Annotated in this window: 13 protein-coding genes; 4 read left to right on the top strand and 9 right to left on the bottom strand. The window is 64.8% G+C overall.

Annotated elements, in window-relative coordinates; genetic code table 11:
• Positions 1 to 15: 15 nt before the first annotated feature.
• The 9 genes from FJ957_RS20050 to FJ957_RS20005 all read right to left on the bottom strand — a co-directional run bounded on the left by FJ957_RS20050 (position 16) and on the right by FJ957_RS20005 (position 10697).
• Positions 16 to 774, bottom strand: a complete 759-nt coding sequence (locus FJ957_RS20050) for a nucleotidyltransferase family protein (protein WP_140834378.1) — start codon at positions 772 to 774, stop codon at positions 16 to 18.
• Positions 771 to 2282: a tRNA (adenosine(37)-N6)-threonylcarbamoyltransferase complex ATPase subunit type 1 TsaE gene (gene tsaE / locus FJ957_RS20045; RefSeq protein WP_140834376.1), complete on the bottom strand. Its 1512-nt coding sequence runs from the start codon at positions 2280 to 2282 to the stop codon at positions 771 to 773. The genes FJ957_RS20050 and tsaE overlap by 4 nt, the downstream gene beginning before the upstream one ends.
• 9 nt (positions 2283 to 2291) lie before the next feature.
• Positions 2292 to 4871, bottom strand: a complete 2580-nt coding sequence (locus FJ957_RS20040) for a PAS domain-containing sensor histidine kinase (protein WP_140834374.1) — start codon at positions 4869 to 4871, stop codon at positions 2292 to 2294.
• Positions 4872 to 5060: 189 nt separating this feature from the next.
• Positions 5061 to 6461 (bottom strand): adenosylhomocysteinase, encoded by a 1401-nt coding sequence (gene ahcY, locus FJ957_RS20035; RefSeq protein ID WP_140834372.1) that lies wholly within the window; start codon positions 6459 to 6461, stop codon positions 5061 to 5063.
• Between the two features lie 267 nt (positions 6462 to 6728).
• Positions 6729 to 7025, bottom strand: a complete 297-nt coding sequence (locus FJ957_RS20030; protein WP_140783044.1) for an HPr family phosphocarrier protein — start codon at positions 7023 to 7025, stop codon at positions 6729 to 6731.
• Positions 7022 to 7423, bottom strand: coding sequence for a PTS sugar transporter subunit IIA (locus FJ957_RS20025; protein WP_140674263.1), 402 nt, complete (start codon positions 7421 to 7423; stop codon positions 7022 to 7024). Before FJ957_RS20025 ends, FJ957_RS20030 begins: the two co-directional genes overlap by 4 nt.
• Positions 7424 to 7587: 164 nt before the next feature.
• Positions 7588 to 8049: an HPr kinase/phosphorylase gene (locus FJ957_RS20015; RefSeq protein WP_140834370.1), complete on the bottom strand. Its 462-nt coding sequence runs from the start codon at positions 8047 to 8049 to the stop codon at positions 7588 to 7590.
• Positions 8050 to 8063: 14 nt separating this feature from the next.
• The gene (locus tag FJ957_RS20010; RefSeq protein WP_140834368.1) at positions 8064 to 9848 is read right to left on the bottom strand and encodes a sensor histidine kinase; all 1785 of its coding nucleotides are present in this window, start codon (positions 9846 to 9848) and stop codon (positions 8064 to 8066) included.
• Positions 9849 to 9995: 147 nt separating this feature from the next.
• Complete coding sequence (locus tag FJ957_RS20005; protein ID WP_006201274.1) at positions 9996 to 10697, bottom strand: response regulator transcription factor; 702 nt, start codon at positions 10695 to 10697, stop codon at positions 9996 to 9998.
• A gap of 340 nt (positions 10698 to 11037) precedes the next feature.
• On the opposite strand from FJ957_RS20005, the gene FJ957_RS20000 reads away from it, so the two are divergent.
• The 4 genes from FJ957_RS20000 (at position 11038) to FJ957_RS19985 (ending at position 14549) form a co-directional block, all read left to right on the top strand.
• The gene (locus FJ957_RS20000) at positions 11038 to 12648 is read left to right on the top strand and encodes a phosphoenolpyruvate carboxykinase (RefSeq protein WP_140834366.1); all 1611 of its coding nucleotides are present in this window, start codon (positions 11038 to 11040) and stop codon (positions 12646 to 12648) included.
• A gap of 83 nt (positions 12649 to 12731) precedes the next feature.
• Positions 12732 to 13169: an alternative ribosome rescue aminoacyl-tRNA hydrolase ArfB gene (gene arfB / locus FJ957_RS19995; RefSeq protein ID WP_140834364.1), complete on the top strand. Its 438-nt coding sequence runs from the start codon at positions 12732 to 12734 to the stop codon at positions 13167 to 13169.
• A gap of 78 nt (positions 13170 to 13247) precedes the next feature.
• On the top strand, positions 13248 to 13724 hold the full coding sequence (lysM, locus tag FJ957_RS19990) for a peptidoglycan-binding protein LysM (RefSeq protein ID WP_140658730.1): 477 nt from the start codon (positions 13248 to 13250) through the stop codon (positions 13722 to 13724).
• 207 nt (positions 13725 to 13931) lie between these two features.
• Positions 13932 to 14549: an alpha-ketoglutarate-dependent dioxygenase AlkB gene (locus FJ957_RS19985; protein ID WP_140834362.1), complete on the top strand. Its 618-nt coding sequence runs from the start codon at positions 13932 to 13934 to the stop codon at positions 14547 to 14549.
• Positions 14550 to 14552: the final 3 nt, after the last annotated feature.

Raw genomic sequence — 14552 nt, 5'->3', positions numbered from 1 at the left:
TCTAACCCTTTGCCTCTACGCATCGTGCTTTCCGAAAATCGGAGCCGATTTTCGGGCCGATGCTGCGAGCGCGCCGGCGACGGTTGCCTCGGCGGCTGGAATGGCGTCCGGGGTGCCGACGGTGATCCAGCTTCCGTTCATCTTCATGCCGAACAGGCGGCCGGCGGCGATCGCCTTGTCGAAATAGATGTTGAGCGAATGCGAGCCTGTGGAAGCATCCTTGAAGATACGCGGATGGATGATCGCAGCACCTGCATAGATCAGGCCCGTCGGTTCACCCTTCGAGCGCCTGAGCGCGCCGTCATGCGCGATCAGGAAATCGGTGCCGACGCAGTGCCCGGTCGCTGAGTCGAGATCGGTAAGCATCAGCAGAATATCCATTCTGGCGGCGTCCCATGCAAGGGCAAGGCGCTCGAGGCTGGGTTGGCCGCTGTCGATCCAGAAGGTATCGGCGTTGATGATGTAGAAGGGCTCGCTGCCCAAAAGCGGCAGCGCCTTGACGATGCCGCCAGCCGATTCCAGCAGCGCCTCGCGCTCGTCGGAGATGACGATCTTCGGTGCGCGCCTATGGGCGACATGGGCGACGATCTGCTCGGGCAGGTAGTGGACATTGACGACGGCCTTGGCGACGCCGGCAGCTTCCAAACTGTCCAGTCCCCAGTCGAGCAAGGTCTTGCCAGCGATCTTCACCAGCGGCTTCGGCATCGAATCGGTAATCGGCCGCATGCGCTTGCCGAGCCCGGCCGCCAGCACCATCGCCGTCGTCGGCTTCATGGGACCCGTTCCTCGAGCAGGCCGTGGGCCATGTAGAAATCCTTCAGGCCGGTCAGCGCCGGATGCGCCAGCGACCGCCTCAGATAGTCGCGGATGCGCGGCAGGTGCTTCAGATAGTAAGGCTTGCCGTCGCGCTTTTCGAGCCGCACGAAGATGCCGAGGATCTTCGAATTGCGCTGCGCGGCCATGATCGCATAGGCCTCGGCGAAGCCGGCCTCGTCGAAAGCGCCGGCGGCGCGCCGCGCCGCGACATAGGCCGCGACCGTCCGCCGCTCGATCTCGGGCGAGACGGTGACGCGCGCATCCATGGCCAGGGAGGCGACGTCATAGGCCGCCGGCCCGATCAGCGCGTCCTGCACATCGACGATGCCGAGCCGGTCGAGGCCGGAACGCTCGGCCCGCCAGATGATGTTGGGCGAATGGAAATCGCGCAGCATGAGCGTGTATTCGCTGCCTGCCAGGCGGTCGAGAAGCGCGTTCCATACCTTGTGGTAGCCTGCCCGCAACTCGTCGCTTGCCGGTTCGCCGGTGATCCATGGCACATACCAGTCGACCAAAAGGTCGGCCTCGATCAGCATGGCCTCCCGGTCGAAAGGCGGCACGTCGTGGAATACGCCCGGCGCCGCTTCCATGCGCGTGGGCCAGGTCTTGCCGTGCATCATGGCCAGCAACTCGGCCGCCGCCTCGTAGCGTTGGGCGATGGGCTGGCCGTCGTGACCGAGGAAACCTTCCGAGCCGAGATGCTCGATGAGCAGAAAACCCTGGTCGAGATCCTGGGCATGGATCGCCGGCACGCTGACGCCGGCCGCAAGCAGCGCCCGATCGATGGCGACGAAGGCGGTGACGGATTGCGCCGTATGGGCGATCACCGCATAGGGCTTGCCGTCGCGCACGGACGGCCCGAGCACGAGGCGCGGCGAGTTCATCAGCACGCGCGGCGACTTGCCGGGCAGCGAGACGATCTCATAGGAGCGGGCGGAGGCGTCGCCGACGAAATGGCGGCGGCTGGCTTCGCCCCATCCGGCCGAGACCAGGAAATCGCGCATCGCCAGCGATCGCGCCGCGCGCTCGAAAACCGGTCCTTGGCCCGACAGCCGCGCCACGCGGCCTTCGCCATGTTCGGCAAGCTCGACCCACAGCGCGTTTTGCGGCAACCGGTCTGCGGCCCGTTCCGGCCATTCGATCAGGGCCGCGCCCTGTGTGAGCGCATCGTCGAGGCCGAGCTCGTCGAGCTCGTCCGGCGAGGAGAGGCGGTAGAGGTCGAAATGATGCACCGGAACGCGCGTCTCGTAGCTCTGCACCAGCGTGAAGGTCGGGCTCGGCACTTCGAGGCCGGTATCGTCGGCAAGCGCCCGGATCAGCGCGCGGGCCAGCGTCGACTTGCCGGCGCCGAGATCGCCTTTCAGCGCGATCGCGTCGCCGGCGCGCAACGCCATGGCGAGGTCCTCGCCAAGCCTTGCCGTTGCCGCCTCGTCGGCGAGAAAACGCTCCAGCACCGTTCCTGCCATCGGGCCGCGCTACTCGGCCGCGTCGCGGATGCCCGCCGGCGTATCCGGAATTCCGGAAGGCTTGTCCGGGAAGGTGCAGATGACAGTCGTGCCCTTGTCCTCGCCGGTTTCGATGCGCACGGTTCCGCCATGCAACTCGACGAAGCTCTTGACGATCGAGAGCCCAAGTCCGGCGCCGCGCCGCCGTCCGCCATTGGTGCGCGGCTCGAAGCGGCGGAAGACCGATTCCAGCACGTCCGGAGGCATGCCCGGGCCATCATCGTGCACCGAAAACTCGACGCCGTCAGCCAAGCGGCGGCAGGTCAGCCGGATCGTGCTTGCTTCCGGCGCGTAGTTCGCCGCGTTGCTGAGCAGGTTGTAGAGGATCTGGCGGATGCGGGTCTCGTCGCCATGGAAGCTCGCCGGCGCCTCCGCCGCGTCGATCTCGAGCTTGATCCGGTGCTCGTCCAGCCGGTCGGCGACCAGCTCGGCCGCCGCGGCGATCGTCCGGTCGATGTTCATTTCGGAGATGTCGAGCTGCATGATGCCGGCATCGACGGTGGCCAGGTCGAGGATATCGTTGACGATGGTGAGCAGCACCGACGACGACGAGCCGACATGCTCGACATATTCGCGCTGTTTCGGCGTCAGCGGCCCCGTCGCGGGCAGCGACAGAAGCTCGGTGAAGCCGATGATGTTGGTCAGCGGCGAGCGCAGCTCATAGGACACGTGCTGCACGAACTCGTTCTTCAACTGGTCGGATTTCTCCAGTGCCTCGTTCCTGTCCTTCAGCGCCCGTTCGACATTGACGGTGTCGGTGACGTCGACGAAGGTGATCATCACCTGGCCGTTGGGCAGGTGGATCACCGCGTAGCTCAGCACCGTGCCGTTGACCAGCTCGATCTGGCCGCGGCGATCGCGGCGCTCGTCGTCGAAGCCGGTGACCGCGGCGACGAAGCCGCCCCACGGGCTGTTCGCGGCGCGCTGGTCGCAAAAGTCGCGGATCGCCGAGACATGGACTTTCGGCTTGACCGCTTCCACCGTCAGCCCCCACAGCGCGACGAAGGCCGGATTGGACAGGCGCAGCCGGCCGTCCGGACCGAACACGACCACGCCTTCGGCGAGGTTGTCCAGCGTCTCGCCCTGCACTCGCACGGCGGTCTGGTAGCGGCTTTCGAGGTCCATCTTCTCGGTCAGGTTCTCGAACACCCAGGTGACGCCGCCCTTTGGCTGCGGGTTCGCCACGACGCGGATCGTCTTGCCGTCCGGCAGGTGCCACCAATGCTCCTGCGATTCGACGGCGCGATAGGCGCTGAGCAGGTTTTCCTTCCAGCGCCGCCATTCGGGCTGCTCGGCGATCCTGCCTTCGCTGCGCAGCCTGTCGAGCAGCAACGTGTTGGAGGGAGCGCTGAGCAGGAAGCCCGAGTCGAGACCCCACAGCTTCTGGAAGGCCTGGTTGAAGAAGCGCAGTTTTTCCTCGGTGTCGAAGATCGCTACCGCCGTGTTCAACTGGTCGAGCGTGTCGGCATGGCTGCGCACGGTCCGCTCATATTCGGCGCGGATCGTCTCGGCGGCGCTGGTGTCGCAGGCAAGTCCCGCCGAACCGTCGGCTCCGGCGAAATCGGTGACCGCGAACATGCGGCGGTCGCCCTCGATCACGGTGGAAAGCGTCTGCTCGAAGACCGGGCGCGACTTGTGCTGCTCGGCGATCTGCTCGCGCGCCTGGCCGCCGAGGAATTCCTTCGCGTCGCGCACGGCCGCGGCCGTGCTTTCCGCCTCCACCGCCTCCGCATAGGCGCGGTTGACCCATTGCAATCGCCCGTCCGCGCCGCGTAGCCACGCCGGCATCTTCAACGCGTCGAGCAGGCCGACCATGGTGTCGTAGTCGGCGCTGAGCCGCTGGTTCTCGATCTTCAGCCTGGCCTGGTGGCGCAGCGTCTCCGACAGCGAGACGAAGCGCACCAGCACATGCGCCGCGCTCTTGCGGCCATGCACCTCCAGCGGCACGCCGGCCTGCGTTTCGATGACGAGATCGAAGGCCCTAGCCTGTTCGCGCAGCGCCGCGACCGCGTGCTCCAGGGCGGCCGCCGAGCGCGGCATCAGCCAGCGGCCGAAGGCGAGGAAAGCGGATCTGTCGTCGGGCGCGCCGCTTTCCAGCGGCAGGCTCCCGATGAGCTCGGGTTTCTTGTTGTCCGTGGTCCACACCACCAGACGCTGGTCGCGCAGGTTGAGCAGCGCCTCGGAGCGCTGCAGCGCCGCGTTGACGTCCGCGATGCGGGCCCTGAGCTGCAGATTCTGCGAGGCGGTGCGTGCGCGCTCGCGGATCAGGAAGATGGCCGAAACCAGCGCCGCGCCCATGACGCCGACGAACATGGCGAGCTGCATGACCTCGACGGTGCTGACGGGCGCCGCGGCCTTTCCCGGGATGCCTGTCTCGGCGTGGGCGGCAAAGGCGAGCAACGGGCCGGCAAGCGCCGAGATGGCAAGCAGCGACGCCAGCCGCAAGCCGACGCGAAAACCGCCGCCGCTCACGGCGGGGCCGGCCTCGTTCGAATCCTCATGGCCGCCGGAAACGGCCTTTCCCGCGCGTGGCGGGTAATCCCCCGGCATGTCTTGGTCCTCTTCGCCGCTTGAATGCAAGACCGCCCTGAATGCGTCCCGGCCCAACATGTCCCCGGACCGCGAATCACAACAATAACGCTTGCCGGAATCGGCGTGAAGAATCATTGGCGCAAAAAATAAAGCCGGATGGAAAGTCAACCACCCGGCTTCAATATATGGTAGATAATTTCGCTTTGGTTAATAGCGGTAGTGTTCCGGCTTGTACGGGCCCTGCGGCGTCACGCCGATATAGGCGGCCTGTTCGCCGGACAGCTCGGTGAGCTTGGCGCCGAGCTTGTCGAGATGCAGCCGCGCGACCTTCTCGTCGAGGTGCTTGGGCAGCACATAGACCTGGTTCTCGTACTGGCCGTGCTTGGTGAAAAGCTCGATCTGCGCCAGCACCTGGTTGGTGAACGAGGCCGACATGACGAAGCTTGGATGACCAGTGGCGTTGCCGAGGTTGAGCAGGCGTCCCTCGGACAGAAGGATCATCCGCTTGCCGTCCGGGAAGGTGATCAGGTCGACCTGCGGCTTGACGTTGGTCCATTTCAGGTTGCGCAGCGACGCCACCTGGATCTCGTTGTCGAAGTGGCCGATATTGCCGACGATCACCATGTCCTTCATCGACCGCATATGGTCGAGCGTGACAACGTCCTTGTTGCCGGTGGTGGTGATGACGATGTCGGCGTTGGGGGCCGCGTCTTCCAGCGTCACCACCTCATAGCCGTCCATCGCCGCCTGCAGCGCGCAGATCGGGTCGACCTCGGTGACCTTGACGCGGGCGCCGGCGCCGCGCAGCGAGGCCGACGAGCCCTTGCCGACGTCGCCATAGCCGCAGACCACCGCGACCTTGCCGGCCATCATCGTGTCGGTGCCGCGGCGGATGCCGTCGACCAGCGATTCCTTGCAGCCGTATTTGTTGTCGAATTTCGACTTGGTGACGGAATCGTTGACGTTGATCGCCGGGAAGGGCAGCAGGCCCTTCTTCTGAAGCTGGTAGAGGCGGTTGACGCCGGTGGTGGTCTCCTCGGTGACACCGCGGATCGCTTCCCGCTGCTTGGTGAAGAAACCGGGCGAGGCCTTCAGGCGCTTCTTGATCTGCGCGACGAAGTATTCCTCCTCCTCGCTCTGCGGATTGGACAGCACATCCTCGCCGGCCTCGGCGCGCGCGCCGACCAGAATGTACATGGTGGCGTCGCCGCCATCGTCGAGGATCATGTTGGAGAGGCCGCCATCGGCCCACTGGAAGATCCTGTCGGTGTAATTCCAGTAGTCCTCCAGCGACTCGCCCTTGACCGCGAACACCGGGATGCCGGCCTCGGCGATCGCGGCGGCCGCATGGTCCTGGGTCGAGAAGATGTTGCAGGAGGCCCAGCGGATGTCGGCGCCCAGCGCCTTCAGCGTCTCGATCAGCACCGCCGTCTGGATGGTCATGTGCAGCGAGCCGGTGATGCGCGCGCCCTTCAGCGGCTTCTTGGCGCCGAACTCCTCGCGGCAGGCCATCAGGCCCGGCATTTCGGTTTCGGCGATCTCGATCTCCTTGCGGCCCCAGCCGGCAAGCGAGATGTCGGCGACCACATAGTCCTTGCTACCCGTCATGGCAGTGCTCCGGTGTGATTTTTTCTCAAAGACGCGCCGGCGCCGGAAGGCGCATGGGAGGACGCGGTTGCCGGCCTGACTAGCAGATCGGCCGCCGCACGACAATGGGATATAAAGAAATCTTTATGCGCGCATGTCTCTGCGGGACGGTGCATGTCGCCCAAAAGTGCGCAGCGGTTTTGGGATTACGACATGCATAAGCAGAAATCATGTCGCCCAAAAGTGCGCAACGGTTTTGGGATTACGACATGCACCAAAGCAAAAATTTCAGATTTCCTCGCCGAAACGCGAGGCGACCAGCTGCTCCAGCGCATCCATGGCCGGCACGGCTTCCGGGCCGCTGGCGATGACGCGGATCGAATAGCCCGGGCTCGCCGCCAGCATCATCAGGCCCATGATCGAGGTGCCGCCGACCTTCACGCCGTCCTTCTCGACATGGATGGTGGCGTCGAAGCCGCTGGCGACCTGGACGAACTTGGCCGAAGCGCGCGCGTGCAGGCCGCGCTGATTGATGATCGGGAACTCCCGCACCACCTCGTCTGTGTGCGGCGCCGGTGCGTTCATTTGCTGCTCAGGAGCTGGCTGGCTACGTTGATGTATTTGCGGCCCGCCGCCTGCGCTTCGTCGAGCGCGGCGGCCATGTTGTCGCCCTTGCGGATCGAGGAGAGCTTGATCAGCATCGGCAGGTTCATGCCGGCGATGACCTCGGTGCGGCCGGATTCCATCACCGAGATGGCGAGGTTGGAGGGCGTGCCGCCGAACATGTCGGTGAGCACGATGACGCCGGTTCCGGTGTCGACGCGCGCCACGGCGTCGACGATGTCGGCCCGGCGCTGCTCCATGTCGTCATCGGCGCCGATCGCCACGGTTTCGAAATTGTCTTGCGGCCCGACGACATGCTCTACGGCATGCCGGAACTCGGTAGCGAGTTGACCGTGCGTCACGAGCACGAGTCCGATCATTCTCTGGTGGCTCCCGTCATCGCCGCTTCACAGGCGTATCTTATGTTCGCCAGCCATTCCAGGCGGCGGGAGCGCTATCTTGTCGACGCACGGCCGGTTGACAAGCCCAAAATTGCGGCGGCCCGGGCCATTTTGACGCATCGCAGCAAAAATCCCGGGCCGGATCATGAAAAAGGCTGGATCGACAGCCGCGCCATCAGCATGGAGAGCGCGGCGGTGATATTTTGCCGGGCGACATCGATGCGGGGCAGCCGGCATCCGTCGATCGTTTCCACGGCTTCGTCCTGCAGGCGCGCCATGTCGGCCGGCTCGACCAGCCGCACCATGAGGTCGATCACGGCGGCCGGTTCGAAGGCCAGCGGCTGCGGACCGATGCCGTGCACCTCGGCGAGACCGGCGATGCTCGCCGGCGCGCGGCACACCAGCCGGCCGCCATGGGCCACCGCAAACAACTGGTCGTCGCCCACCAGCCGGGCAAAAAGCCCCCGCGCGCGGCAATGATCGATTAGCGCCAGCGCCAGCGTCGTCTTGCCGGCGCCCGACGGCCCGGTGATCAGCAGGCCGCGCTCGCCGACCAGTATGGCCGTCCCATGGATGTTGCGGGGCTTCGTGGCGGCGTCCGGCATGTTCGGCTCGGCGATCAGCCTTCCGCCGGCAGCGTCACCACGAAACGCGCCCCCTTGATCTCGCCGGGCTTGGTGCCGGGGATGTTCTCGGCCGTCAGCGTGCCGCCATGCGCCTCGACGATCTGGCGGCTGATCGACAGCCCGAGGCCGGAGTTCTGGCCGAATGCCTCGCCGGCCGGCCGGTCGGTATAGAAGCGTTCGAAGATGCGATCGATCTTCTCCGCCCGGATACCCGGGCCGTTGTCGTCGACGGTGATGATGTTGAACTTGCCCGCGCGCGCCAACGAGATCGCTATGTGGCCATGCTCGTCGGGCACGAAGGAACGCGCGTTCTCGATCAGGTTGGTGATGACCTGACCGATCCTGAGGTCATGGCCGACAACGAAATAGCCTTTGGCGCCGGCCGGCAGCTTGGCGACCTTGAGCTCGATCTCGACGGCCTTCTTGTTGCGCGTCGCCTCGCGCGAGACCGCGATGAGATCGGTGGTGAATTTCTTCAGGTCGACGGTCGCGGCATCCTCGCGCGCAAGCTCGGCATCGAGCCGCGAAGCGTCCGAGATGTCGGTGATCAGCCGGTCGAGCCGCCTCACATCGTGCTGGATGATTTCCATCAGCCGGCCACGCGAGTTCTCGTTCTTCGCCAGAGGCAGCGTCTCGACCGCGCTGCGCAGCGAAGTCAGCGGGTTCTTCAATTCATGCGAGACATCCGCCGCGAAACTTTCGATCGCCTCGATTCTCGCATACAGCGCATTCGTCATGTCGCGCACGGCGATGGACAAATTGCCGATCTCGTCCTGGCGATCGGAAAAATCGGGGATTTCCTCGCGGCTCTTGACGCCGCGCCGCACCCTGACAGCGGCTGCGGAAAGCCGGCGCAGCGGATTGGCGATAGTGGAGGCGAGCAGCATCGACAGGATCGCGGTGACGAGCGCCGCCACCCCGAACACGCGCAGGATCGCCTTGCGCTCGGCCGCGACGATCTTGTCGATGTCGCCGCCTTCGGTGGACAGCATCAGCACGCCGAGCACGGCGCGGAAGCGCTGGATCGGCACCGCGACGGAGACGATCTGTTCGCCCTGCTCGCTCACCCGCACGATAGTCGAGGGGCTGCCGGTCAGCGCCTTGACCACTTCGGGGAAGGCCGCGCCATTGCCGCCGGGTTGCTCGTGGTAGACCGGCAGGTCCTTGTTGCGGAAGAAGTCGAAGATGAATTTCTCGACTTGCTCCACGACGCCGGGCTGTTCGTCGTCGACGGGCGGCAGGTCGTAGCGCAGGATCTGGCCGCGCGAATAAAGATGCCGCGAATCGAGCAGCAGGTTGGCGTCGCGATCATAGATGCGGGCGCGGGTGCGCGTTGGCGAGATCAAGCGTCGCAGCACCGGCGCGACGCGCTCGGGATTGATCGGGAAATCGAGGTTGTCGAGCTGGTCCGACCCCGGCCCCAGGCTTTCGCCCGCCTGCAGCTCAAGCAGCTTTTCCGGGTCGATGCTGATCGAATCGGTCTCGACGGTCGCCGAAGCCGCGATCGCGCCGGCGATGATCTCGCCCTGCGTCATGAGGCTTTCGACGCGCGCGTCGATCAGCCCGTCGCGGAAGGTGTTCAGGTAAAGGATGCCGGTGACCAGCACGGCAAGGCCGGCCAGGTTGAGGAACAGGATGCGCCGGGTCAGGCTGGAGAAGATGTGATGGCCGAGAAACCGGCGCATCGGCACGGTGAATTTCGACACGAAGGCGGGCACGATCCGCGACGGGCGCCTTGCCGCGCCCGCCCGTCTGCCTCGCTCTACTTCCACTGCCATCGACTAGCAGGCCCTGCTTAGTTAGTGGGTAGTGAGTGGGCAGTAGGCAGTAGGAGCAATGATTGGCTGACCGCGGCTATGCACGAATGGCCGCTCGCATCATTCAAAACCGACTACGGACTATTCCCTACTGCCTACTGCCTATTCTCATGCTTCGCGGAACCGGTATCCGACTCCGTAAAGGGTTTCGATCATCTCGAAGTCGTCGTCGACGGCCTTGAACTTCTTGCGCAGCCGCTTGATGTGGCTGTCGATGGTGCGGTCGTCGACATAGACCTGCTCATCATAGGCCGAATCCATCAGCGCATCACGGCTTTTTACCACGCCGGGGCGCTGCGCCAGCGAATGCAGGATGAGGAACTCGGTCACCGTCAGCGTCACCGGCTCGCCCTTCCAGGTGCAGGTGTGCCGCTCCTGGTCCATCACCAACTGGCCGCGTTCGAGCGAGCGGGCCTGCTGGCTCGGCGCCTTGGCCGCCGCCTCGCGGGCGCTGGTCCGGCGCAGCACGGCGCGCACGCGCTCGACAAGGAGGCGCTGCGAGAACGGTTTGCGGATGAAGTCGTCGGCGCCCATCTTGAGGCCGAACAATTCGTCGATCTCGTCGTCCTTCGACGTCAGGAAGATGACCGGCAGGTCCGACTTCTGGCGCATGCGGCGCAACAGCTCCATGCCGTCCATGCGCGGCATCTTGATGTCGAGTATGGCGAGGTTCGGCGGACGCGCCGCCAGGCCTTCCAGCGCCGACGCGCCGTCCGTGTAGGTTTCGACCCGATAGCCCTCGGACTCGAGCGCGATCGACACCGAGGTCAGAATATTGCGGTCGTCGTCGACAAGCGCGATTGTTGCCATTTCAAGCGGCTCCCTCATGAGCTGTCCCTTCTGTCGTCGAGAAGGGGCTTTTGCAGGACAAATTGGGTACAAAATGTGGCACGGGCCCTGTCCGAAGTCACCAGCGGCCTGCCGTCACACGCCATCGCACCCTAATTGGGATTGGACGAACCAAGCCTGCCAATCCTTTGGGCAACCTCTGCGATTTTTTGCACATATAAACGATTTAAACAACTTTCAAATTTTTTAAATCGATTAATGATTTGATATCATTCGGCTTTTCTGGTTCTGAACCTGACGGCCCCAGCGCGGGCTCCGGGAAGTCACCCGTCAGATGCGGCCAATCCAGAGAGGAAATTTGATGTCGGAAGCCGGCAAACGCAACCCCGACTGCGCCATCGACGCGATCGGCCTGAAGACAACGGGCATGGTCCGCTATAATTTTGGCGCGGCCGAACTCTACGAGGAAGCGATCCGGCGCGGCGAGGCGAGGTTGACCGCGCAGGGTGCCCTGGTCGCCGAGACCGGCCAGCACACCGGGCGTTCGCCGAAGGACAAATTCGTCGTGCGCGACGAAGCGACCGGCGGCCAAGTCTGGTGGGACAACAACAAGGCGATCTCGCCCGCCCAGTTCGAGGCGCTGCTTTCCGACTTCCGCGCCCATGCGGCGGGCAAGGACCTCTACGTGCAGGACCTCGTCGGCGGCGCCGACGCCGATCTCAAGCTGCCGACCCGGGTCATCACCGAATTCGCCTGGCATTCGCTGTTCATCCGCAATCTTTTGATCCGCCCTGAAGCCGCGGAGCTCGAGCGCTTCGTGCCGCGGATGACGATCATCGACCTGCCCTCCTTCCGCGCCGATCCGGCACGTCACGGCAGCCGCACCGAAACGGTGATCGCGGTCGACCTCACCCGCAAGATCGTGCTGATCGGCGGCACCTCCTATGCCGGCGAGATGAAGAAGTCGGTGTTCACGATGCTGAACTATCTGCTGCCGGCAAAGGGCGTCATGCCGATGCACTGCTCCGCCAATGAAGGTCCGGACGGCGACGCGGCCGTCTTCTTCGGCCTGTCCGGCACCGGCAAGACGACCCTTTCCGCGGATCCGTCGCGCACGCTGATCGGCGACGACGAGCATGGCTGGGGTCCGCACGGCATCTTCAATTTCGAGGGCGGCTGCTACGCCAAGACGATCAGGCTGTCGGCAGAGGCCGAGCCGGAGATCTTCGCCACCACGCAGCGCTTCGGCACGGTGCTGGAGAACGTGGTGCTCGACGCCGGCCGCGTTCCGGATTTCAACGATGGCAGCCTGACCGAGAACACGCGCTGCGCCTATCCGCTGGACTTTATCCCCAATGCCTCGAAGACCGGCCGCGCCGATCATCCGAAGAACATCATCATGCTGACCGCCGACGCCTTCGGCGTCATGCCGCCTATCGCCAGGCTGACGCCAGCGCAGGCGATGTACCACTTCCTGTCGGGCTATACCGCCAAGGTCGCCGGCACGGAAAAGGGCGTCACCGAGCCGGAAGCGACGTTCTCGACCTGCTTCGGCGCCCCGTTCATGCCGCGCCACCCGTCCGAATACGGCAATCTGCTGCGCGAGTTGATCGCCAGCCACGGCGTCGACTGCTGGCTGGTCAACACCGGCTGGACCGGCGGCGCCTATGGCACCGGCCGCCGCATGCCGATCAAGGTGACGCGCGCCTTGCTGGGCGCCGCGCTCGACGGTTCGCTGAAGTCGGCCGAGTTCCGCACCGACGCCAATTTCGGCTTCGAAGTGCCGGTGGCGGTTCCGCGTGTCGAGAGCGCTATCCTCGACCCGCGCTCGACCTGGGCGGACAAGGCCGGTTACGACCGCCAGGCCGCGAAGCTGGTCAACATGTTCGCGAACAATTTCGAGAAGTTCGAACGCCATGTCGACGCCACCATCCTCGGCGCCGCGCCGCGCTTGCAGGAAGCGGCTGAATAGCGGCCGCTTCTCATATCTTTCCTCTAGGGCCCGGCTCGCGCCGGGCCTTTTCTTTTTGCCGTCATCGCGTCATGAGTGCGTGCATGGCAAGCGACGACGACATCATCATCTCGGCCGAAGCGGTCATTCGTGCGGGCGACCTGCATGAGGACTTCATCCGCTCGTCCGGTCCGGGCGGCCAGAACGTCAACAAGGTTGCCACCGCCGTGCAGCTGCGCTTCGATGCGGCGAACGCTTCCGGCCTGTCCGAGCGCGTGCGCGAGCGTGCCATCAAGCTTGCCGGCCAGCGCGCCACCAAGGACGGCGTCATCGTCATCGAGGCCGGCCGTTTCCGCACCCAGGAGCAGAACCGGGCCGATGCGCGGGCGCGGCTGACGGCGTTGATCGCCAAGGCGGCCGAGCCTCCACCGCCGCCGCGCAAGAAGACCAGGCCGTCCAAAGGCGCCGTGGAGCGCCGCCTTAAGAGCAAGGCAGGCCGATCGACGGTGAAAAAGCTGCGCGGCCGTGTCGACAACGATTAAGCACGGTTGAATCGGCTGCTTCCAATTCTGGGTTGCAGATGGCAAGCTCCGATTGCTGCAACAGCGAGGAGACCAGCTATGGGTATTTTCGATTTCGTCAAAGGCGTCGGCAAGAAGCTCGGCATCGGCGGCGACGACGAGGCATCGCCAAACGCGGATACGTTGAAGAAGGAGCTCGATTCCCACAAGCTGGGCACGGACGGCGTCGAGGTTGCCGTCCAGGGCGACACGGCGGTTTTGAAGGGCACGGTCAAGGATCAGTCGGTCTTCGAAAAGGCGGTGATCGCCGTCGGCAACACGCTCGGCGTCTCCAAGGTGCAGGCGGACGAGCTGAAGGTCGCGCCCGAGGCCGGCAAGGCGGCGCCAGCCAAGGAACCGACGCTCTATACCGTCCAGAAGGGCGATAATCTCTGGAAGATCGCCGAGAAATATTACGGCAAGGGGAAGGGCGCGAAGAACAACGTCATCTTCGAGGCCAACAAGCCGATGCTGACGCATCCCGACAAGATCTATCCTGGCCAGGTGCTGCGCATACCGGATATCGACCAGGCCTGAGGGGCATATCGCCGGGATTGAACGAACGGCGGCTTTCGGGTCGCCGTTTTCTTTTGCCGGTGGCATGCTAGGGCCGGATGATTTCAGGTCTGTTCGACCTGAAATCTGAATCCGTCTCTAAATCAAAGAGATAGAGCATGATGTCGCCCGAAAGCCGCTTCACACTTTTCGGCGTCATGCTCCAGGGCGGATAGAACGGATCGACCCATGCTCGTTCTTCCCAAAGGCGTCCGCCATATGCCGGGCTACATCGCCCGGCCGGCGCAGGAAGCGCTGATCGAGGAGATCAGGCGCGTCGTGCAGGCAGCCCCCCTCTACGTGCCGGCCATGCCGCGCACCGGCAAGGAGATGAGCGTGCGCATGACGAATTGCGGCGCGCTCGGCTGGGTCACCGACAAGGAGCGCGGCTATCGCTACCAGCCCACGCATCCGGTGACGGGCGAGCCCTGGCCGCCGATACCTGAAGCCTTGCTGCAACTGTGGCGCGAGGTCTCGGCCTATTCGCATCCGCCCGAGGCATGCCTGGTCAACTTCTATGCGGCGGACGCCAGAATGGGCCTGCATCAGGATCGCGACGAGCAGGATTTCGCCGCGCCCGTGGTGTCGGTCTCGCTGGGCGACGACTGCCTGTTCCGGGTCGGCCAGGACAGGCGCGAAGACGGCACGAAGTCGTTCAGGCTGAAGAGCGGCGACGTCGTCGTGCTTGGCGGCGAGGGACGCCTCGCCTTCCACGGCGTCGACCGCATCTATCCCGCGACATCGGCCCTTTTGAAGAATGGCGGCCGCATCAACCTGACGCTGCGGCGGGTGACGGTGCCGGGCTGACGA

Origin of the sequence: Mesorhizobium sp. B2-4-6, assembly GCF_006442775.1 — a bacterium.
Taxonomy (GTDB): Bacteria; Pseudomonadota; Alphaproteobacteria; order Rhizobiales; family Rhizobiaceae; genus Mesorhizobium.
This window is presented reverse-complemented; position numbering and strand designations above follow the sequence as displayed.

Bases quoted from the DNA above. Each gene is read 5' to 3' on its own strand.
- FJ957_RS20040 (WP_140834374.1), bottom strand. From the start codon at position 4,871: ATGCCGGGGGATTACCCGCCACGCGCGGGAAAGGCCGTTTCCGGCGGC.
- lysM (WP_140658730.1), top strand. From the start codon at position 13,248: ATGGGTATTTTCGATTTCGTCAAAGGCGTCGGCAAGAAGCTCGGCATC.
- FJ957_RS20000 (WP_140834366.1), top strand. From the start codon at position 11,038: ATGTCGGAAGCCGGCAAACGCAACCCCGACTGCGCCATCGACGCGATC.
- FJ957_RS20015 (WP_140834370.1), bottom strand. From the start codon at position 8,049: ATGCCGGACGCCGCCACGAAGCCCCGCAACATCCATGGGACGGCCATA.
- FJ957_RS20025 (WP_140674263.1), bottom strand. From the start codon at position 7,423: ATGATCGGACTCGTGCTCGTGACGCACGGTCAACTCGCTACCGAGTTC.
- FJ957_RS20005 (WP_006201274.1), bottom strand. From the start codon at position 10,697: ATGGCAACAATCGCGCTTGTCGACGACGACCGCAATATTCTGACCTCG.
- FJ957_RS19985 (WP_140834362.1), top strand. From the start codon at position 13,932: ATGCTCGTTCTTCCCAAAGGCGTCCGCCATATGCCGGGCTACATCGCC.
- tsaE (WP_140834376.1), bottom strand. From the start codon at position 2,282: ATGGCAGGAACGGTGCTGGAGCGTTTTCTCGCCGACGAGGCGGCAACG.
- FJ957_RS20050 (WP_140834378.1), bottom strand. From the start codon at position 774: ATGAAGCCGACGACGGCGATGGTGCTGGCGGCCGGGCTCGGCAAGCGC.
- arfB (WP_140834364.1), top strand. From the start codon at position 12,732: ATGGCAAGCGACGACGACATCATCATCTCGGCCGAAGCGGTCATTCGT.
- FJ957_RS20030 (WP_140783044.1), bottom strand. From the start codon at position 7,025: ATGAACGCACCGGCGCCGCACACAGACGAGGTGGTGCGGGAGTTCCCG.
- FJ957_RS20010 (WP_140834368.1), bottom strand. From the start codon at position 9,848: ATGGCAGTGGAAGTAGAGCGAGGCAGACGGGCGGGCGCGGCAAGGCGC.
- ahcY (WP_140834372.1), bottom strand. From the start codon at position 6,461: ATGACGGGTAGCAAGGACTATGTGGTCGCCGACATCTCGCTTGCCGGC.